Below are 15955 nucleotides of genomic sequence, written 5' to 3'. Positions count from 1 at the left end.
GGAACGAGTTTAACTTCATTAGACGGTCGGTGAAAAGAACTGGTTTGCGCGACGGCGCGTTGCGGTCAACTCTGCAGCCCGACCGATCAGGGCGCAAACACCATGGCAGCAGACGCGATCGCCACTCCCCACGCCTCACCGCGGGCCGACCGCCGCACCCGGCGGCAACCAAGAAACGGCGGCGAGGCCGTGTTGGAATGCGGTGCCGCGCTGCGGCGCATTCCGGCCTACGCGTTGCTCGACGACGACGCGCTTGCCGCCATCGAGGAACAGGCGGACTGGATCCTGTCGGAAATCGGCATCGAGTTTCGCGGCGACGAGGAGGCGCTGACGCTGTTTCGCCGGGCCGGCGCCACGGTGAACGATGCCCGGGTGCGTTTCGATCCCGGCCACACGCGCGCCCTGTGCGCCACGGCGCCGCGCACCTTCACTCTCAACGGGCGCGACCCGAAAAACAGCCTGGTGCTGGGCGGCGACCATCTGGTGTTCATGCCCGGCTACGGCTCGCCATTCGTCAGCGACCTCGACCGCGGACGCCGTTACGCCGAGCTCGAAGACTTTCGCAACTTCGTCAAACTGACCTTCATATCGCCTTATCTGCACCATTCCGGCGGCACGGTCTGCGAACCGACGGACATTCCGGTCAACAAGCGTCACCTCGACATGGTCGCGACGCATCTGACGCTTTCGACCAAGCCGTTCATGGGCAGTGTCACCGCGCCCGAAAGGGCCGCCGATTCCATCGCCATGGCCAGAATCGCGTTCGGCGCGGAGTTCATGGCGCAGAACGCCGTCATCCAGGCCAATATCAACGTCAATTCGCCGCTGGTCTTTGACGATACCATGTCCGGGGCGCTGCGCGCCTATGCGGCAGCCGGCCAGAGCGTGGCGGTGTCGCCGGCGATTTTCGGCGGCGCCATGGGGCCTGTCAGCCCGGCGGCGGTGGCTGCCCAGACGCTTGCGGAAGGCATGGCGGGCATCGCGCTCGCCCAGCTTGTGCGCCCCGGCTGCCCGTGCGTTCTCGGCAGTTTTCACTCGACGATGAACCTGAAGTCCGGCGCGCTGACCTTCGGCAGCCCGGAAGCCGGCCTCGCCACGCTGGCGCTCGGCCAGCTCGGCCGCCGCCTCGGCGTGCCGGTGCGCTCGGGCGGCGGCCAGATCACGGCCGCCAACGCACCCGACGGCCAGGCCATGGCCGACAGCGCCAGCGCGATGTGGGCCACCGTGCTCTCCGGCGCCAACATGGTCTGGCATGCGGCGGGCTGGCTCGAGGGCGGGCTGACCATGTCCTACGAAAAGTTCGTGATGGATCTCGATCAGTGCGGCGCGATGCTGCGGCTGATCCGGGGCTTTGCCACCGACGCCGAGGCGATGGGGCGCGACGCCTATCGCGAGACCGGGCCCGGACAGAATTTTCTGTCGACAAGCCACACGCTGCGCCACTTCCGAACCGCCAACCACCAGCCCGATATTCCCGAAGCCGGGCCTTACGAGACCTGGGTCGAGGCCGGACGACCGGACCTGGCGCAGCGCGCGAACCGGCGCTGGAAAGACATGCTCGCCGCCTACGAGGCCCCGCCCATGGATCCCGGCGCCGCCGAAGCGCTGGCCGATTTCGTCACACGCCGCAAGGCTGAAATGCCCGATGCCTGGTATTGAGGAGTGACCCGCAATGACCGATCCCCTGAGCCGCACCTCCGCCCTCGCCGACCGCCACAGAGCGCTCGGCTCCGGTCTGGAGGACTGGAACGGCATGGGCACCGCGTGGAGTTACGCGACCGATCCCAACGACGAGCACGACGCGGTGCGCGAAAAGGTCGGCATGTTCGACATGTCGCCGCTGAAGAAGATTTTGGTGCGCGGCCCCGACGCGATGGCGAGCCTCGATCACCTGACGACACGCGACCTGACCAGATTGGCGCCGGGCCAGGCAGCCTATCTGTCGGTGCTGACGGAAAAGGGCACGATGGCCGACGACGCGATCGTCTACAATCTCGGCGAGGACGAGTGGATGATCGTGCACGGCTCTGGCGACACGTCGGCGCTGCTGGACGCCTCCGCGAAAGGGCGCGACGTGACGGCCGTCTTCACCGACGCGCTGCACAACATCTCGGTGCAGGGACCGCTTTCGGCAACGCTGCTGCAAGCGGCCGGGGCCGACGACATCGCCTCCTTGGCTTATTTCCATCACCGCGCCTGCGAGCTGTTCGGATGCTCCATCCGCATTTCGCGCACCGGCTATTCCGGCGAGCGCGGTTACGAGCTGTTCGTCGACGAAGCCGATGCCGGCGCGGTCTGGGACGGGCTGGCGGCGGCCGGCGCGATGCCGTGTTCCTTCAGCGCGCTCGACATTTTGCGGATCGAGGCCGGATTGCTGTTTTACGGCTACGACATGAACGACACCCACACCCCATGGGAGGTCGGCCTGGGCTTTACCGTCAGCCGCAAGAAACCGGCTTTTCGCGGCCGATCCGCCCTGTTTGCGGCCGAAGGCAGCGAGGCGCTTCGCAATGTCGGCCTGCGCGTCGACATGGCCGAGGCCGCACCGGGCGGCGCACAACTCTATCAGGACGAGCGCCCGGTCGGCGTCGTCAACAGCCCCTGCTGGTCGCGCCGTCTCGGCCAATCGCTCGCGCTCGCCCATGTCACGCCCGGCATCGCCACAGGCGGGAGGCTTACTCTTCGCGGCGACGGGGTGGAGGCCAGCGCGACGGTCATTGCCCTGCCCCTTCACGATCCACAAAAATCGCGCACGCGCGGCTAGAGCCGGTCCTCGTGAGACGGGAAGGATTTGAGGCGCCCCCGCCTGCCCCTTGACCGCCACGGGCCGCGCATCGAAGGTTTCAACGACGGGACCGGTTGACACGCGGCCGCTCACACGTTGATATCAACTCATATCAAACCGTCGACCGGGCTTCGTCGCCGCCGCAATCGCAACGCCGCGCGGAAGCGACAAAGACGCGGACCAGGCGGCGCAGAGTATCCGACGCGGCATTGAAAACGCGAAACCGGCGCCGGCCAGCGTCGTGATCGGACCCGAAACCGGCCCGCCCCGCCATGACGGCGCCGTTTGCGGCGTCGCCTCCCACGCCCGAGAATGGAGTTGCCGAATGGCCGACCTGGTCCTGACCACCTTCGATTGGGTTCCCGAAACACCGCGCGGTTATGTGCGCGACCTGCGCCTGCGCTGGGCCCTCGAAGAGGCCGGCCTGCCCTATCGCGTCGACAGCACGCCGTTTCGCGAGCGCAAGCCCGCGCATTTTGACCACCAGCCCTTCGGCCAGGTGCCGTGGCTGACCGACGGAGATCTGTCGATCTTCGAGAGCGGCGCGATCCTGCATCACCTGGGCATGCGCAGCGAGAGAGTGTTGCCGACCGACCCGTACGGTCGCAACGAAGCGATAAAATGGCTGTTCGCCGCGCTCAATTCCGTCGAGGCGGCGAGCCTGCCCTGGTCGATATTCGTATTTTCCGGCTTGACCGGCGACACGCCGGGCTGGAAACGGCTGGACGAATTTCTCGAATCGCGCCTCCAGCACGTGGAGCCGGTCCTGGCGGCTCGCGAATGGCTGGCCGGAGATTTTTCCGTCGCCGACATCGCCATGGCCGACGTGCTGCGCCTCGTCGACCGGTTCGACAGGCTGGAAAACCATCCGGCCTGCCGCGCCTATGTCGCGCGCGCCACGACGCGCCCGGCCTTTGTCAGGGCGCATGCCGACCAGATGGCGCATTTTTCGGCGGCGGACTGATCGCGGCGAAACCGACTGCGGCCACAGATCTCGTCCCGCGCCGGCGCCCCGAGATCGGGCCGTCCGGCGCGTGACCCGACCTTACCGCACCACCACCCGCGCGCCGACCGGCACGCGCTGATAGAGATCAATCACGTGCGCGTTGATCATGCGGATGCAGCCGTTCGACACCGAACGGCCGATCGAGCCGGGCTGGTTGGTGCCGTGGATGCGATAAAGCGTGTCGCGCTGGCCGTGATAGAGATAAAGCGCCCGCGCGCCGAGCGGATTGCCGGGTCCGCCCGGCACCCCACCGGCGAAACGCGCATATTTGCCCGGTTCGCGGCGGATCATGTTCTTGGTCGGGGTCCAGCGGGGCCATTCCGCCTTGCGCCCGACCGTCGCTTCGCCGCGAAAGGCGAGTCCGGCCCGACCGACACCGACGCCATAGCGGCGCGCGCGCCCGCCGGGCAGTTGCAGGTAGAGATAATAGTTGCGCGGATCGACCACGATCGTGCCGGGCGCGTAACCGGAGAAGGAAACCGTTTGCGGCGCGAACCGCGGCTCCAGCGATATCTTGTTTGCGTTCGGATGCCCCCAAGCGGACGAAACCGGAACGAACAGGCCGGCGCACGCGCCGAACAGGAAACTGCGTCTTGAAAACATGAAACAACCTCGATCGATGATGAACCTGACGCCGCTCGGACGTCGTTGCGGTCCATTCAGATCGGAGGTCGATCGCGCCGCCGTGCCAGTTGGCGAGGCACGTCAGCGCCGCGCCCAGGCAGAAATCTGTCCCCCCGCACCGGCGCCACCGCGCCGGTGGCTTCGAAAAGCCCCTTGCAGTCGAGTGCGCAATGACTGGCGGCATCGATCGTATCGCCGCTTGCGGCGTCACAACAGTCCAGCCCCGCGGTCTCGGCCGCGACGCCGTCATCGCCGATGCCGGCCGCCGAAACCGGGCCATGCGGCGGCACGGTCGCCACCGCGAACATCAACGCCAGGATCCAGGTCGCCACCAGCCTCATGCAAAATTGGTACGTCAGCGCAGGCGGCAAATCCAGCCCCGCCCCGAACACGGGGGGCGCCCTTGCATTGCACCGGGCCGCCCGCCTGTCACGGCGTTCCCGACAGCCGCGTGTCACGAGCCATATGTCGGTCGAACGAAAAAGGGGCACCCTGCGGGCGCCCCTTTCGAATGCGTCGGCAAGGCCGATCTTACTGCGGCAGCTTGTCGTCAACGCCCTTGACGTAGAAATTCATGCCCAGAAGCACGCCTTCCTCGGCAACTTCGCCCTCCTTCAGCCATTCGCTGCCGTCCTGCTTCATGATCGGCCCGGTGAACGGGTCGAATTCGCCGGATTTGATCTTGGCCTCGGTCTCCTCGGCCGCCTTTTTCACCTCATCGGGCATGTTGGCGTAGGGAGCCATGACGACATGGCCCTCGGCCATGCCGTGCCAGACGTCGTGCTGCTCCCAGGTGCCGTCCATCACCGCCTTGACGCGCTCGATGTAATAGGGCGCCCAGTCGTCGATGATCGAGGTCAGCTGCGTCTCGGGGCCGAACTTGATCATGTCCGACGCCTGACCGAAGGCCTTGATGCCGCGCTCTGCGGCGACCTGCATCGGCGCGGTGGAATCGGTGTGCTGGGTGATGATGTCGACACCCTGGTCGATCAGTACCTTGGCCGCGTCGGCCTCCTTGCCCGGATCGAACCAGGTATTGGCCCACACCACCTTGACCTTGAAGTCGGGATTGACCGACTGCGCGCCGAGCACGAAGGCGTTGATGCCCATCACCACTTCCGGGATCGGGAAGGAGGCGATGTAACCGGCCACACCTTCCTTGGACAGGCTGGCGGCGATCACGCCCTGGACGTAGCGACCCTCGTGGAACTTGGAATTGTAGGTCGCGACATTGGGATGCTCGCGCTTGAAGCCCGTGGCGTGCTCGAACTTCACGTCCGGAAACTTGGCCGCCACCTTGTTGGTGGCGTCCATGTAGCCGAACGAGGTGGTGAAGACGATGTCGCAGCCGGACCGCGCGAAACGCTCGATGGCGCGTTCGGCATCGGCGCCCTCCGGCACGCTTTCCAGATAGGCGATCTCGACCTTGTCCTCGCCGCCGAGATTCTCTTGCATCTCGAGCACGCCCTGATGATGCTGATACGACCAACCGAAATCGCCGATCGGACCGACATAGATGAAACAGGCCTTGGTCTTGTCCTGGGCCATGGCGCCGGTGGCGACGAGCATCGCCGCCGAAGCCGTCAGTGCAAGCAGTACTCTTCTCATCACTGGATACCTCTCTGTTGAGTCCTCTGGAGGACGTTTCCGCCTAGTTGCCGTTTTCGGGTGTCAGCGGTCCGGCACGAAGGGTCTGCCCAATGAAGCCGGTGTGTTCATCATCGTCAATCGCCTGTTGCGCGAGATTAGGACGAGTACGACCACCGTGGCCAGATAGGGCAACGCGGACAAAAACTGCGACGGGATCGACTTGACCAGTTCGGCCAGCCAGTAGAGCGGGGCCGGCCAGGAGGCCAGGTCGCTCAGATTGGTCGCCTGAATATGGAGCTGGGCGATGGTTATGGCGCCGAACAGATAGGCGCCGGCAAGCACCCGCCACGGTCGCCAGGAGGCGAACACCACCAGCGCCAGTGCGATCCAGCCACGTCCGGCGGTCATGTTCTCGATCCATTGCGTTGTATAGACCAGCGAAAGCTGCGCCCCGGCGAGCCCCGCGCAGGCGCCGCCGAACATGACCGCCAGATAGCGGATCGCCACCACCTTGATGCCGAGCGCGTGCGCGGAGGAATGGCTGTCGCCGACCGAGCGCAGGGTCAGTCCGGCGCGGGTGTGGAACAGGAACCACATCACCCCGCCGGTCAGAAGCAGCGAGATGTAGAACATCGGATCCTGGCCGAACAGGAGCCGGCCGACCAGCGGCAGATCCGACAGAACCGGAATGTCGAGCGCGCCGAGCTTCACGCCCGGCTGGCCGACAAAGGCCTCGCCGATCATGCCCGACAGGCCGATGCCCAGCAGGGTCAGGGCCAGCCCGGTCGCCACCTGGTTGGTGACCAGGGTGAGCGCCAGAAAGCCGAACAGCAGCGAAAACAGCGTGCCGGCGAGCGCCCCGGCCAGGATGCCCAGCCAAGGCTGGCCGGTGGTGAGCGCCATGCCGAAGCCGGCGACCGCCCCCATCAGCATCATGCCCTCCACCCCCAGGTTGAGGACGCCAGAGCGCTCCACGACGAGTTCACCGATCGCCGCCAATAGCAGCGGCGTGGCCGCCGTGGCGATCGTCAGCAAGATGGCTTCAGTGATGCCCATGAGCGGCCTCCGTAGCGAGCGGTTTTGCGGCCGTCGCCGGCGCGGGGCGAACGAGGCGGACCCGATAGTGGATCAGCGTGTCGCAGGCGAGCACGAAGAACAACAACATGCCCTGGAAGGCGCGCACCGTCTTGTCGGTCACGCCGATTTCGATCTGCGCCGCCTCGCCGCCGAGATAAGACAAGGCCAGCACGAACCCGGCCGCGACGATGCCAAGCGGGTTCAACCGTCCCAGAAAGGCGACGATGATCGCGGCAAAACCGTAGCCGGGCGATATTTGCGGCTGCAGACGGCCGATCGCCCCGGAGACCTCGGTGATGCCGGCGAGACCGGCGAGCGCGCCCGACACCAGAAAGGCGAAGACAATGGTGCGGGCGGTCGAAAACCCGCCGAAGGCACCGGCGCGCGGGCTCTGGCCGACGACCTTGACCTCGAACCCCTTCAGTGTGCGCGCCAGCATGAACCAGACCGCGAACGCGGCAACGAGCGCGAACACGATCCCCCAATTGGCGCGGCCCGAGGCCGGCAGCAATTCGGGCAGCACCGCCCAGGAATGGAAGGCCGGCGCCTGGGGAAAGCTCATCGCGGCCGGATCGCGCCAGGGACCCCTGACCAGCCAGTCCAGGACGAGCTGGGCGACATAGACCAGCATCAGCGAGGTCAGTATCTCGTTGGTGTTGAAACGCGCCTTCAACAGGGCCGGGATCGCGGCGTAGAGCGCGCCGCCGGCGGCGCCGAACGCCAGCATCAGCGGCAGCACGGCCACGTTGTGCATGTCGGGAAAATAGAGCGGCAGCGCCGCGCCGGTGATCGCGCCGATGGTGAACTGGCCTTCCGCGCCGATGTTCCAGTTGTTGGACAAAAAGCACACGCACAGCCCGACCGCGATCAGGATCAGCGGCGCCGCCTTGATGGCCAGTTCATGCAGCGACCAGATCTCGGTGAGCGGCTGGACGAAATAGGCATAAAGCCCGGTGACCGGGTTCTTGCCGAGCGCCAGGAAGATGATCGCGCCTGCGATCACCATCAAGGCGAAGGCGATGAACGGCGACAGCGCCGAAAACAGCACCGATTGCTGTGGTCGCTTGACGAGTTCGACCCGCATCACGCCACCTCCATCCGCTGCTCGTGCGGCACGTGACCGGGCTCCGCGCCACCCATCAAAAGGCCGATCTTTTCGAACGTCGCGTCCGCGATCGGGATCGGCTTGGACAATTCGCCGTTATGCATGACCGCGATCGCATCGGAAATCTCGAACAGCTCATCGAGATCCTGGCTGATGACCAGCACCGCCGAACCGGCCCGCGCCAATTCGATCAAGGCCTGGCGGATATGCGCCGCCGCCCCCGCATCCACACCCCAGGTCGGCTGGTTGACGATCATCACCGCCGGCTTGCGGTCGAGCTCGCGCCCGATGATGAATTTTTGCAGGTTGCCGCCCGACAGCGCCGAAGCGGCCGGGTCCTCGGCGCTCTTGCGCACGTCCATCATCTCGTTGATGCGCCGCGCCGCCGTCGCCAGCGCACCGGTCAGCACCGTGCCGGCGCTGCCCAGAAAGGCTTTGTCGTCGGTGGCGTGCCGGGACAGAAGCAGGTTTTCCGACAAGGTCATCGCCGGCGCCGCGCCGTGGCCGAGTCGCTCCTCGGGCACGAAAGCGGCCCCCGTCAGCCTGCGCCCGGAGATGCCCATCAGGCCGACATTTTCGCCGCGGATGCGCACCGTGTCGGCGCGCGCCTGGGTCGCCTCGCCGGAGATCGCCTCGAAGAACTCGCCCTGGCCGTTGCCGGCCACGCCGGCGATGCCGATCACCTCGCCCGCCCGCACCGACAAAGAGACGTCGCGCAACGGGATCGAAAACGGTGTCGCCGGCGCCCGGTCGAGATGGTCGACCTCAAGCAGGACGGCGGCCGCTTCGGCGCCCTTGGCCGGCTCGCGGACGATCTCGTGAACCTCCGAGCCCACCATCATCCGCGCCAGCGAGGCGGCCGTCTCCTGTTGCGGATCGCAATGGCCGACCACCTTGCCGTGCCGCAGCACGGTGGCGCGGTCGCACATGCGTTTCACTTCCTCCAGACGGTGGGAGATATAGAGGATCGACTTGCCCTCGCCGCGCAGCCGCTCCAGGGTCTCGAACAGCCGGTCGGCCTCCTGCGGCGTCAGCACCGAGGTCGGCTCGTCGAGGATGATCAGGTCCGGCGTTTGCAGCAGGCAGCGAATGATTTCGATGCGCTGGCGCTCGCCCACAGACAGATCGCCCACCAGCGCATAGGGATCGAGCGGCAGACCATAGCTGTGCGACAGCGCCTGGGCCTTGGCCGCGATGGTGGAAATCGGCGTGTCGGAGGCCAGCGACAGAGCGATGTTTTCGGCCGCCGTCAGCGCCTCGAACAGCGAAAAATGCTGGAAGACCATGCCGATGCCGAGTTGGCGCGCGGCGTTCGGGCTGGTGATGCGCACCGGCTTTCCCCGCCACAGGATCTCGCCCGCATTCGGTTCCAGCGAGCCGAACAGCATTTTCACCAGCGTCGATTTGCCGGCACCGTTTTCGCCGAGAAGCGCGTGGATTTCACCTTTCGAGATCGTCAGGTCGACGCCGTCGCAAGCGCGCAGGGTCCCGAATATCTTGGTGAGACCGCGGACGTCGAGAAGGGCTTCGCCCAGCCGAGCGTGATCACCCGTCACAAGAATTCCCCTTAATGTGTTCTTTTGTTCCCGGCTTCGATCGTAGGCGCGCCTTTCGCCTCACGCAAAGTGTTTTGCGCCTTGAAAGTGCTTCAACAATTCAAGCGCAATCCAAAATCACGGCAGCAGAATACTTGTGCCCGTCGTCTTGCGACCTTCAAGGTCGGCATGCGCCTTGGCCGCGTCTTCCAGGGCATAGCGTTGATTGATCTCGATTTTTACCGCACCGCTGGCCACGATCGAAAACAGGTTGGCTGCCGCCGATTCAAGGTTCGCGCGCTCGGCGACGTAGGTGAACAAGGTCGGCCGGGTCGCAAACAATGATCCCTTTTGTGAAAGTATCGCGAGGTTAAACGGGGGAATCGGGCCCGACGACTGGCCGAAACTGACGAACATGCCCATCGGCCGCAGGCAATCGAGCGAGGCGGGAAACGTGTCCTTGCCCACCGAATCATAGACCACGTCGCACATGCGCCCGCCGGTGATTTCCTTCACCCGCTCGACGAAATCCTCCCTGGTATAGTCGATGACGTGGTCGTAGCCGTGCGCGCGCGCCAGCGCGATCTTTTCCGGCGTGCTCGCCGTGCCGATCACCGTCGCGCCCAGATGCTTGGCCCACTGGCCGACGATCAGGCCGACGCCGCCTGCCGCGGCGTGATAAAGAATGGTGTCGCCCGGCTTCACCTTGAAGGTCCGGCACAACAGATATTCCGCCGTCATGCCCTTCAGCATCATCGCAGCCGCCTGCTCGTCGGAGATCGCCTCCGGCGTCCTGACCAGCCGGTCGGCCGCGATCAGGCGCTCCTCGGCATAGGCGCCCAGCGTACCGGCATAGGCAACCCGGTCGCCCGGCCGCAAATCCTCCACACCCGCGCCGACGGCGACGACTTCGCCCGCCCCCTCGTTGCCCGGCGTGAACGGCAGACCGTTCGGTGCGGGATAAAGCCCGGTGCGAAAATAAACGTCGATGAAGTTCAGGCCCACGGCATGGTTGCGCACCCGCACCTCGCCCTTGCCGGGTTCGGCCGCGGCAACATCCTCGTAGGACAAGACCTCCGGCCCGCCATGGGCGTGGACCACGATCGCTTTAGGCATTTTCGATTTCCCTTGCGCCGAGTTTTGGAAAAAGCTGCATGACGCCGCCGACGAAGAACAGATAGATGCCGGTGGCCGCGATGCCGGCCTGGACCCAGAACTGGGCCTGCATGGCCTGCAGAAGCGCCACCGCGCCGAAAAAACACCAGGCCAGGAACACCGGCAGATTGATCTGCCGCAGCCGCTTCACCCGCACGGGGTGAAGGAAATTCATCGGCACGAAGGTCAGGACGCCGGAAATCACCACGACCGCGAAGGAAACCCATTCGCCCGGCTCGGTCACGAACAGGGTGAACACGATCATGTTCCAGACCACCGGAAATCCCTTGAAAAAGTTCTCCTTGGTCTTGATGCCGGTATCGGCGTAATAAATCGCGCTCGAAACCACGATGATTGCCGCCGACAGGAAGGACAGGCCCTCGCCCATGAAACCGCGCTGGTAAAGCGCAAAGGCCGGGATCAGCACGTAGGTGACATAGTCGATGATGTTGTCGAGCATGTCGCCGGACCAGGTCGGCAAGATCTCCTTGACCTGAAGCTTGCGGGCGATCGGCCCGTCAATGCCGTCGACCAAAAGCGCCAGGCCGAGCCACCAGAACATGGCCGTCCAGCGCTGCTCGCTGGCCGCCACCAGCGACAAGAAGGCCAAGAACGAGCCCGACGCCGTCAACAGGTGGACGGAAAAGGCACGCGCTTGCGGCCAGGTAATCTTCTTTTTCTTCACGGGCCGCGCCAATCGAGCTTGCACACTTCGGCCGAGCGGCCGGCGAAATTCCAGTTGCGGCCAAAGGCGCGCATACGGCTCTTGTCCGAGCGGGCGACGGTGATCTCGGGCGCGATCCAATATTCGGAATTGGAGATGACGGTGTCGGTGTCGCGATCCTTGCCGCGGATCGGCGTGACCGCCCCGTCGATAATGTCGGGAATCTGGAAGAGGCGCGTCTTGTTCTCGATGGCGTAGCTGATCGGCGCGCGCTCAATACCGAGGAAATTGCCGACCAGGATCGACAGCAGCGCCGTCGTGCCGCCGGCTTTGCCGGAAAAGATCTTGCCGAACGCCTTTTGCGCGTAGATCGAGGCGCGCTCGTCGACGAACAGCCCCGCCGTCCAGTTGCCGCGGCTCATATAGCCGGGAATCTCCATCACCAGGCCGAGATTGAGACCCGACAGGTCGACATCGCCGAAATGGCCGGCGTCGATTCGGAAACCGGCCCAGGTCTGGCAATAGCCTTCCGTCGGCGGATGATAGCCGAGCGACAGCACGCACGGACAAAACACCGTGCAGTTGCACGACAGCACCAGTTCGCCTTTCAAGGTCCAGCTTCGATCCGCCATCGGCCTTGCCGTCATGCTCCGCTTTCCATCGACACTACAAGCAGGGCTCCCGCCCAGACAAGCAGTATCGCACCCGAAACATGCTGGAATTTCCGGCCTGTCGCCTGTTTTTCAACAAGCGCGAAAACCGCCAGCAACGCCATCCAGAACGGGTTCATGATGCCGACGGCAAACATCACCAGCATCAGCGCCCAGCAGCAGCCGAGGCACCACACGCCCTGGGCGAGCCCAAGGCGAAAGACCGCTGCCGGCCGGTCGCTCCAACGCGCAAACAGCGTGGAGAAGGGGTCGCGGCAACGGGTGAGACAGGCATCCTTGAGGCCGGAGAACTGGTAAAATCCCGCGATCGCCAGCGCGCCGGCCCCGGCGGCACCGCGCGCGGGCGCGAGCCCGGCCTGCGGCGACAGGAACGACACGATTGCGGTCAAGCCCGCGAACGCCAGGCAGGCCACCAGCCAAACGGCGAGATAGCCGGCAAGCAACACGATGGGATGGACCACCGGCTTCGCCCCCGCGCGTGCCGTGTCGGCGATCTCGCAATAGGTGCGCATCATCGGCGCGGCCGACGGCAGCATCATCGCGAGCGACATCAAAAACCACATCGCCGCCAGCGCGAAAAACCGTCCCGCCCGCCCGGCGCCCGCCTCCACTGGCTGGGCGCATAATTGCACGAACCAGGCAAGACCGGCTGGCCACTCGACGCGCGGCAGCCAGCCCAGCAAAGCCGCCCCCGGACCGACCGCATCCGGCGCGGAGACCCGCGCCAGTTCGATCGCCATCATGCCGAGCACGGCCCAGGAGGTGGCGATCAGCAGCACCAGCGCGGCATAGACGGCAGCCCTCGGCCGGCCGGCCAGCGCCGCGACGGCGCGGCCGGCGCCGTCGAGATGGGAGAAATCGTCGGTGCGGTCCGGCAAAACAGCGCTCCCTGGGGCATTCGGTCCGATTGATCGCAGGCGCGGCTCTGCCATATAGGATGGGTCGACGTCGCACCAGACGCATGCCGTCGCCGCGGCGCCGACGCGGCGGAAACCAAGGAGTCCCGGCCATGGACAGGCAAAGCTCGACACCGATCCTCGTCGCCGGCACCGGTCCGGTCGGGCTGATCGCCGCGCTGGCGCTGGCGCGGGCCGGCTTCGGCGTGCAGCTCGTGGGACCGCCTGCGCGCGAGGACGACCGGCGCACGACCGCGCTGATGGTCCCGTCGCTGGACTTTCTCGGCGGGCTGGGCGCCGGCGAGCGGCTGCGCGAGGACGCGGCGCCGCTGAAGACGATGCGCATTGTCGACGCCACCGGGCGCCTGGTGCGAGGTCGTCCCGTCACCTTCCGCGCCTCCGAGATCGGCGAGGAGGCGTTCGGCTACAACATCCCCAACACCGTGCTCAACCGCGAATTGACGGCGGCGGTCGCGGCCGAGGACGGCATTGATTGGATCGACGCGCTGGTCGACACGTGGCGCCCCGGGCCGGACACCATCACCGCCCTGCTCGACAATGGCGCCAGCCTCGAAGCCCGGCTTGCCGTCGCCGCCGACGGCCGCAATTCCGCGGCGCGCCAGGCGGCCGGTATCCGCGCTCTGCGGCATCGCTATCAACAGGCCGCGCTGGTGCTGAATTTTGCCCACGGCCGCGACCATGCGTTCACGTCGACCGAGTTCCACACCGAAACCGGGCCCTTCACCCAGGTTCCCCTGCCCGGCCGCCGCTCGAGCCTGGTATGGGTGGTACGCCCGCAAGAAGCTGAGCGGCTCTCGGCGCTTCCCGACGCCGAGATTGCCGCCCTGATCGAGGACAAGATGCAGTCGATGCTCGGCCGCGTCACCGTCGAGCCGGGCCGCCAGGTCTACCCGCTCTCGGCCGCCCTGCCCGCGCGCTTCGCCGACAACCGCATCGCGCTGGTGGGCGAAGCCGCACATGTGTTTCCGCCGATCGGCGCCCAGGGGCTCAATCTGGGCATTCGCGACGTGCGCGACCTGATCGCGGTGGCCGGCGCGCACGCCGGCGATCCCGGTTCCCGCCAGGCGCTGGCGCGCTATTCGGTCCGGCGCCGGCCCGACATCGCCGCGCGCACGGCGGCGGTCAACGCGCTCAACGCCTCGTTGCTGTCGGCGTTCCTGCCCGCCCAGATCGCACGCACGGCCGGCCTTGGCCTGCTGTCGGCGATCGCGCCGCTGCGCGCCTTCTTCATGCGCGAGGGCATGGAGCCGGGCAGCGGCTTTTCGCGGCTCTTTCAGCCGCCCGGAAACAGGTCCGGCGGCAGCAGGCCGGATTTGACCAGGTAAAGAAGCCCGGTCACGGTGGCGACGGACAGGATGGTGGTGATCAAGACGCTGGCCGAGGCCCGCTCGACCCAGACACCGTATTGCTGGGCGATGACGAACACGTTGGTGGCCGTCGGCAGGCCGGCAAGCAGCACCGCCGTCCACACCCAGACCGGGTCGAAATCGCCGACGGCGCTCAAGACCAGGTAGCACACCAGCGGGTGCAGGACGAGTTTCAGGACGGCGATCGGCGCGAGCTCGCGCGGCACCCGTTTCAGCGGTCGCAGGGCGAGCGTGACGCCCATGGCAAACAGCGCGCAAGGCGCGGCCGCGCGCGCCAGCATCTCCAGCAACCGCGCCACCGGCGCCGGCGGCGCGAAGGAGAGTGCCGCCGCCGCCACCCCGACCGCCGTGGCGATGATGAAGGGATGCAGCGCGATCCGGCGCACGACATCGAGCGCCACCGCGCCGGGACGGCGACGATCGTCGCCGGCAAGCGCCATCATCATCGGCGTGATGGCGAAATGCATGATGTTTTCGAAACAGAAGATCAGCGCCACGGGAACAGCCGCCTGCTCGCCGAAGGCCAGCAGCGCGATGCCCGGCCCCATATAGCCGATATTGCCGTAGGCGGCGGCCAGGCCCTTGACCGTGCTTGCCGCGATCTCGCCGCGCGACACGATCACCGACACCACGAACATCAGCGCGAACACGACATAGGTGGAAAACACCGCCGCGAAGATGAAGCTCCACTCGGTGAGTTTTTCGATCGGCGTGCGGCTCAAAAGCTGGAAGAACAGAGCCGGCAGCGCGACATAGATGATGAAAATGTTCATCCAGCCGAGCGCGTCGAGTGGCTGGCTTACGACGCGGGCGACGAAATAGCCGAGGAAGATCAGGCCGAAGAAGGGAAGAACGAGGCCGAGTATGTCTGCCATCAGCGCGCGGTCCGGTCACAAGCCTTGGCCGCTAATGGCTCCTCACCGCCGCGTCAACCCGCCGCGCTATTGAACTGACGCCGTTGCTGCGCCAAATAAGGGCCAGGGCGGTATTTTTGATGACTGACGTAAAAAAAGCGAAATTTCAGATCGGCCAGGTGGTCAGCCACCGGATTTTTCCGTTCCGGGGCGTGATCTTCGACGTCGATCCCGAATTCGACAACACCGAGGAGTGGTACCAGGCGATCCCGGAGGATATCCGGCCGTCGAAAGACCAGCCCTTCTACCATCTGCTGGCCGAAAACGAAGAAACCGAATACATCGCCTACGTATCGGAGCAAAACCTGGTGCCCGACACGTCGGGCGAGCCTGTACGCCATCCCCAGATCGGTGAACTGTTCGACAAGACCCCGGACGGGCGCTACGAGCCGAAAGCGGCCGCGCTGCACTGAGCCGGACGGCCGCAGATCGGCCGACATCCAACAAAACACTCCCGAACAAGCATGAAAAAGGCGGGCATGAAAAAAGCGGGGTCAGGCCCCGCTTTTTCCGTCGCCGCCGTCAAAGCGGCCTGTTCGCTAAGC

At 65.8% G+C, this 15955-nt stretch carries 16 protein-coding genes; 5 read left to right on the top strand and 11 right to left on the bottom strand.

Annotated features, from left to right (window positions below; all coding sequences use genetic code 11):
• Positions 1-102: 102 nt before the first annotated feature.
• From C7T96_RS01045 to C7T96_RS01030, 3 genes are all read left to right on the top strand, one after another.
• Complete coding sequence (locus C7T96_RS01045; protein WP_106569320.1) at positions 103-1659, top strand: trimethylamine methyltransferase family protein; 1557 nt, start codon at positions 103-105, stop codon at positions 1657-1659.
• Positions 1660-1672: 13 nt separating this feature from the next.
• The gene (locus tag C7T96_RS01040) at positions 1673-2764 is read left to right on the top strand and encodes an aminomethyltransferase family protein (protein ID WP_106569319.1); all 1092 of its coding nucleotides are present in this window, start codon (positions 1673-1675) and stop codon (positions 2762-2764) included.
• Between the two features lie 346 nt (positions 2765-3110).
• Positions 3111-3749, top strand: coding sequence for a glutathione S-transferase family protein (locus C7T96_RS01030; protein WP_106569317.1), 639 nt, complete (start codon positions 3111-3113; stop codon positions 3747-3749).
• Positions 3750-3830: 81 nt separating this feature from the next.
• Here the strand turns inward: C7T96_RS01030 and C7T96_RS01025 are convergent, their stop codons facing one another.
• From C7T96_RS01025 to C7T96_RS00980, 10 genes are all read right to left on the bottom strand, one after another.
• The gene (locus tag C7T96_RS01025; RefSeq protein WP_106569316.1) at positions 3831-4394 is read right to left on the bottom strand and encodes a L,D-transpeptidase; all 564 of its coding nucleotides are present in this window, start codon (positions 4392-4394) and stop codon (positions 3831-3833) included.
• 56 nt (positions 4395-4450) lie between these two features.
• Entirely contained in the window at positions 4451-4747 is a 297-nt protein-coding gene (locus C7T96_RS01020) for a hypothetical protein (protein ID WP_146149122.1), read from the bottom strand.
• Positions 4748-4946: 199 nt separating this feature from the next.
• On the bottom strand, positions 4947-6023 hold the full coding sequence (locus C7T96_RS01015; RefSeq protein ID WP_106569931.1) for a BMP family ABC transporter substrate-binding protein: 1077 nt from the start codon (positions 6021-6023) through the stop codon (positions 4947-4949).
• Positions 6024-6086: 63 nt separating this feature from the next.
• Positions 6087-7061 (bottom strand): ABC transporter permease, encoded by a 975-nt coding sequence (locus C7T96_RS01010; protein ID WP_106569314.1) that lies wholly within the window; start codon positions 7059-7061, stop codon positions 6087-6089.
• Positions 7048-8166, bottom strand: coding sequence for an ABC transporter permease (locus C7T96_RS01005; protein ID WP_106569313.1), 1119 nt, complete (start codon positions 8164-8166; stop codon positions 7048-7050). The genes C7T96_RS01010 and C7T96_RS01005 overlap by 14 nt, the downstream gene beginning before the upstream one ends.
• Positions 8166-9743 (bottom strand): ABC transporter ATP-binding protein, encoded by a 1578-nt coding sequence (locus C7T96_RS01000; RefSeq protein ID WP_199190386.1) that lies wholly within the window; start codon positions 9741-9743, stop codon positions 8166-8168. Before C7T96_RS01000 ends, C7T96_RS01005 begins: the two co-directional genes overlap by 1 nt.
• 117 nt (positions 9744-9860) lie before the next feature.
• Positions 9861-10838 (bottom strand): quinone oxidoreductase, encoded by a 978-nt coding sequence (locus C7T96_RS00995; RefSeq protein ID WP_106569312.1) that lies wholly within the window; start codon positions 10836-10838, stop codon positions 9861-9863.
• Positions 10831-11562 (bottom strand): phosphatidylcholine synthase, encoded by a 732-nt coding sequence (gene pcsA, locus C7T96_RS00990; protein WP_164749831.1) that lies wholly within the window; start codon positions 11560-11562, stop codon positions 10831-10833. The genes C7T96_RS00995 and pcsA overlap by 8 nt, the downstream gene beginning before the upstream one ends.
• Positions 11559-12173, bottom strand: coding sequence for a DUF1326 domain-containing protein (locus tag C7T96_RS00985; protein ID WP_106569928.1), 615 nt, complete (start codon positions 12171-12173; stop codon positions 11559-11561). The genes pcsA and C7T96_RS00985 overlap by 4 nt, the downstream gene beginning before the upstream one ends.
• A gap of 11 nt (positions 12174-12184) precedes the next feature.
• The gene (locus C7T96_RS00980; protein WP_245414031.1) at positions 12185-13090 is read right to left on the bottom strand and encodes a DUF2182 domain-containing protein; all 906 of its coding nucleotides are present in this window, start codon (positions 13088-13090) and stop codon (positions 12185-12187) included.
• Between the two features lie 131 nt (positions 13091-13221).
• On the opposite strand from C7T96_RS00980, the gene C7T96_RS00975 reads away from it, so the two are divergent.
• Positions 13222-14454 (top strand): UbiH/UbiF family hydroxylase, encoded by a 1233-nt coding sequence (locus C7T96_RS00975; RefSeq protein WP_106569310.1) that lies wholly within the window; start codon positions 13222-13224, stop codon positions 14452-14454.
• On the opposite strand, the gene C7T96_RS00970 is transcribed toward C7T96_RS00975, so the two are convergent.
• Positions 14403-15371: an AEC family transporter gene (locus C7T96_RS00970; RefSeq protein ID WP_106569309.1), complete on the bottom strand. Its 969-nt coding sequence runs from the start codon at positions 15369-15371 to the stop codon at positions 14403-14405. The two genes, C7T96_RS00975 and C7T96_RS00970, sit on opposite strands and share 52 nt — an antisense overlap.
• 119 nt (positions 15372-15490) lie before the next feature.
• Here C7T96_RS00970 and hspQ point away from each other — a divergent pair, with 119 nt between their 5' ends.
• The gene (gene hspQ / locus C7T96_RS00965) at positions 15491-15823 is read left to right on the top strand and encodes a heat shock protein HspQ (RefSeq protein WP_106569308.1); all 333 of its coding nucleotides are present in this window, start codon (positions 15491-15493) and stop codon (positions 15821-15823) included.
• Positions 15824-15955 lie beyond the last annotated feature (132 nt).

It is taken from the genome of Nitratireductor sp. StC3, from assembly GCF_003015025.1.
GTDB lineage: Bacteria > Pseudomonadota > Alphaproteobacteria > Rhizobiales > Rhizobiaceae > Mangrovimarina > Mangrovimarina alexandrii.
The sequence above is the reverse complement of the archived record's forward strand: the minus strand, read 5'-3'. Positions and strand labels throughout refer to the sequence as shown.

Excerpts from the sequence above, each read along its gene's own strand:
- C7T96_RS00970 (WP_106569309.1), bottom strand. The coding sequence starts at position 15,371 with ATGGCAGACATACTCGGCCTCGTTCTTCCCTTCTTCGGCCTGATCTTC.
- C7T96_RS01045 (WP_106569320.1), top strand. The coding sequence starts at position 103 with ATGGCAGCAGACGCGATCGCCACTCCCCACGCCTCACCGCGGGCCGAC.
- C7T96_RS01040 (WP_106569319.1), top strand. The coding sequence starts at position 1,673 with ATGACCGATCCCCTGAGCCGCACCTCCGCCCTCGCCGACCGCCACAGA.
- C7T96_RS01030 (WP_106569317.1), top strand. The coding sequence starts at position 3,111 with ATGGCCGACCTGGTCCTGACCACCTTCGATTGGGTTCCCGAAACACCG.
- C7T96_RS01010 (WP_106569314.1), bottom strand. The coding sequence starts at position 7,061 with ATGGGCATCACTGAAGCCATCTTGCTGACGATCGCCACGGCGGCCACG.
- C7T96_RS00975 (WP_106569310.1), top strand. The coding sequence starts at position 13,222 with ATGGACAGGCAAAGCTCGACACCGATCCTCGTCGCCGGCACCGGTCCG.
- C7T96_RS01005 (WP_106569313.1), bottom strand. The coding sequence starts at position 8,166 with ATGCGGGTCGAACTCGTCAAGCGACCACAGCAATCGGTGCTGTTTTCG.
- C7T96_RS01025 (WP_106569316.1), bottom strand. The coding sequence starts at position 4,394 with ATGTTTTCAAGACGCAGTTTCCTGTTCGGCGCGTGCGCCGGCCTGTTC.
- C7T96_RS00985 (WP_106569928.1), bottom strand. The coding sequence starts at position 12,173 with ATGGCGGATCGAAGCTGGACCTTGAAAGGCGAACTGGTGCTGTCGTGC.
- C7T96_RS00995 (WP_106569312.1), bottom strand. The coding sequence starts at position 10,838 with ATGCCTAAAGCGATCGTGGTCCACGCCCATGGCGGGCCGGAGGTCTTG.
- hspQ (WP_106569308.1), top strand. The coding sequence starts at position 15,491 with ATGACTGACGTAAAAAAAGCGAAATTTCAGATCGGCCAGGTGGTCAGC.
- C7T96_RS01015 (WP_106569931.1), bottom strand. The coding sequence starts at position 6,023 with ATGAGAAGAGTACTGCTTGCACTGACGGCTTCGGCGGCGATGCTCGTC.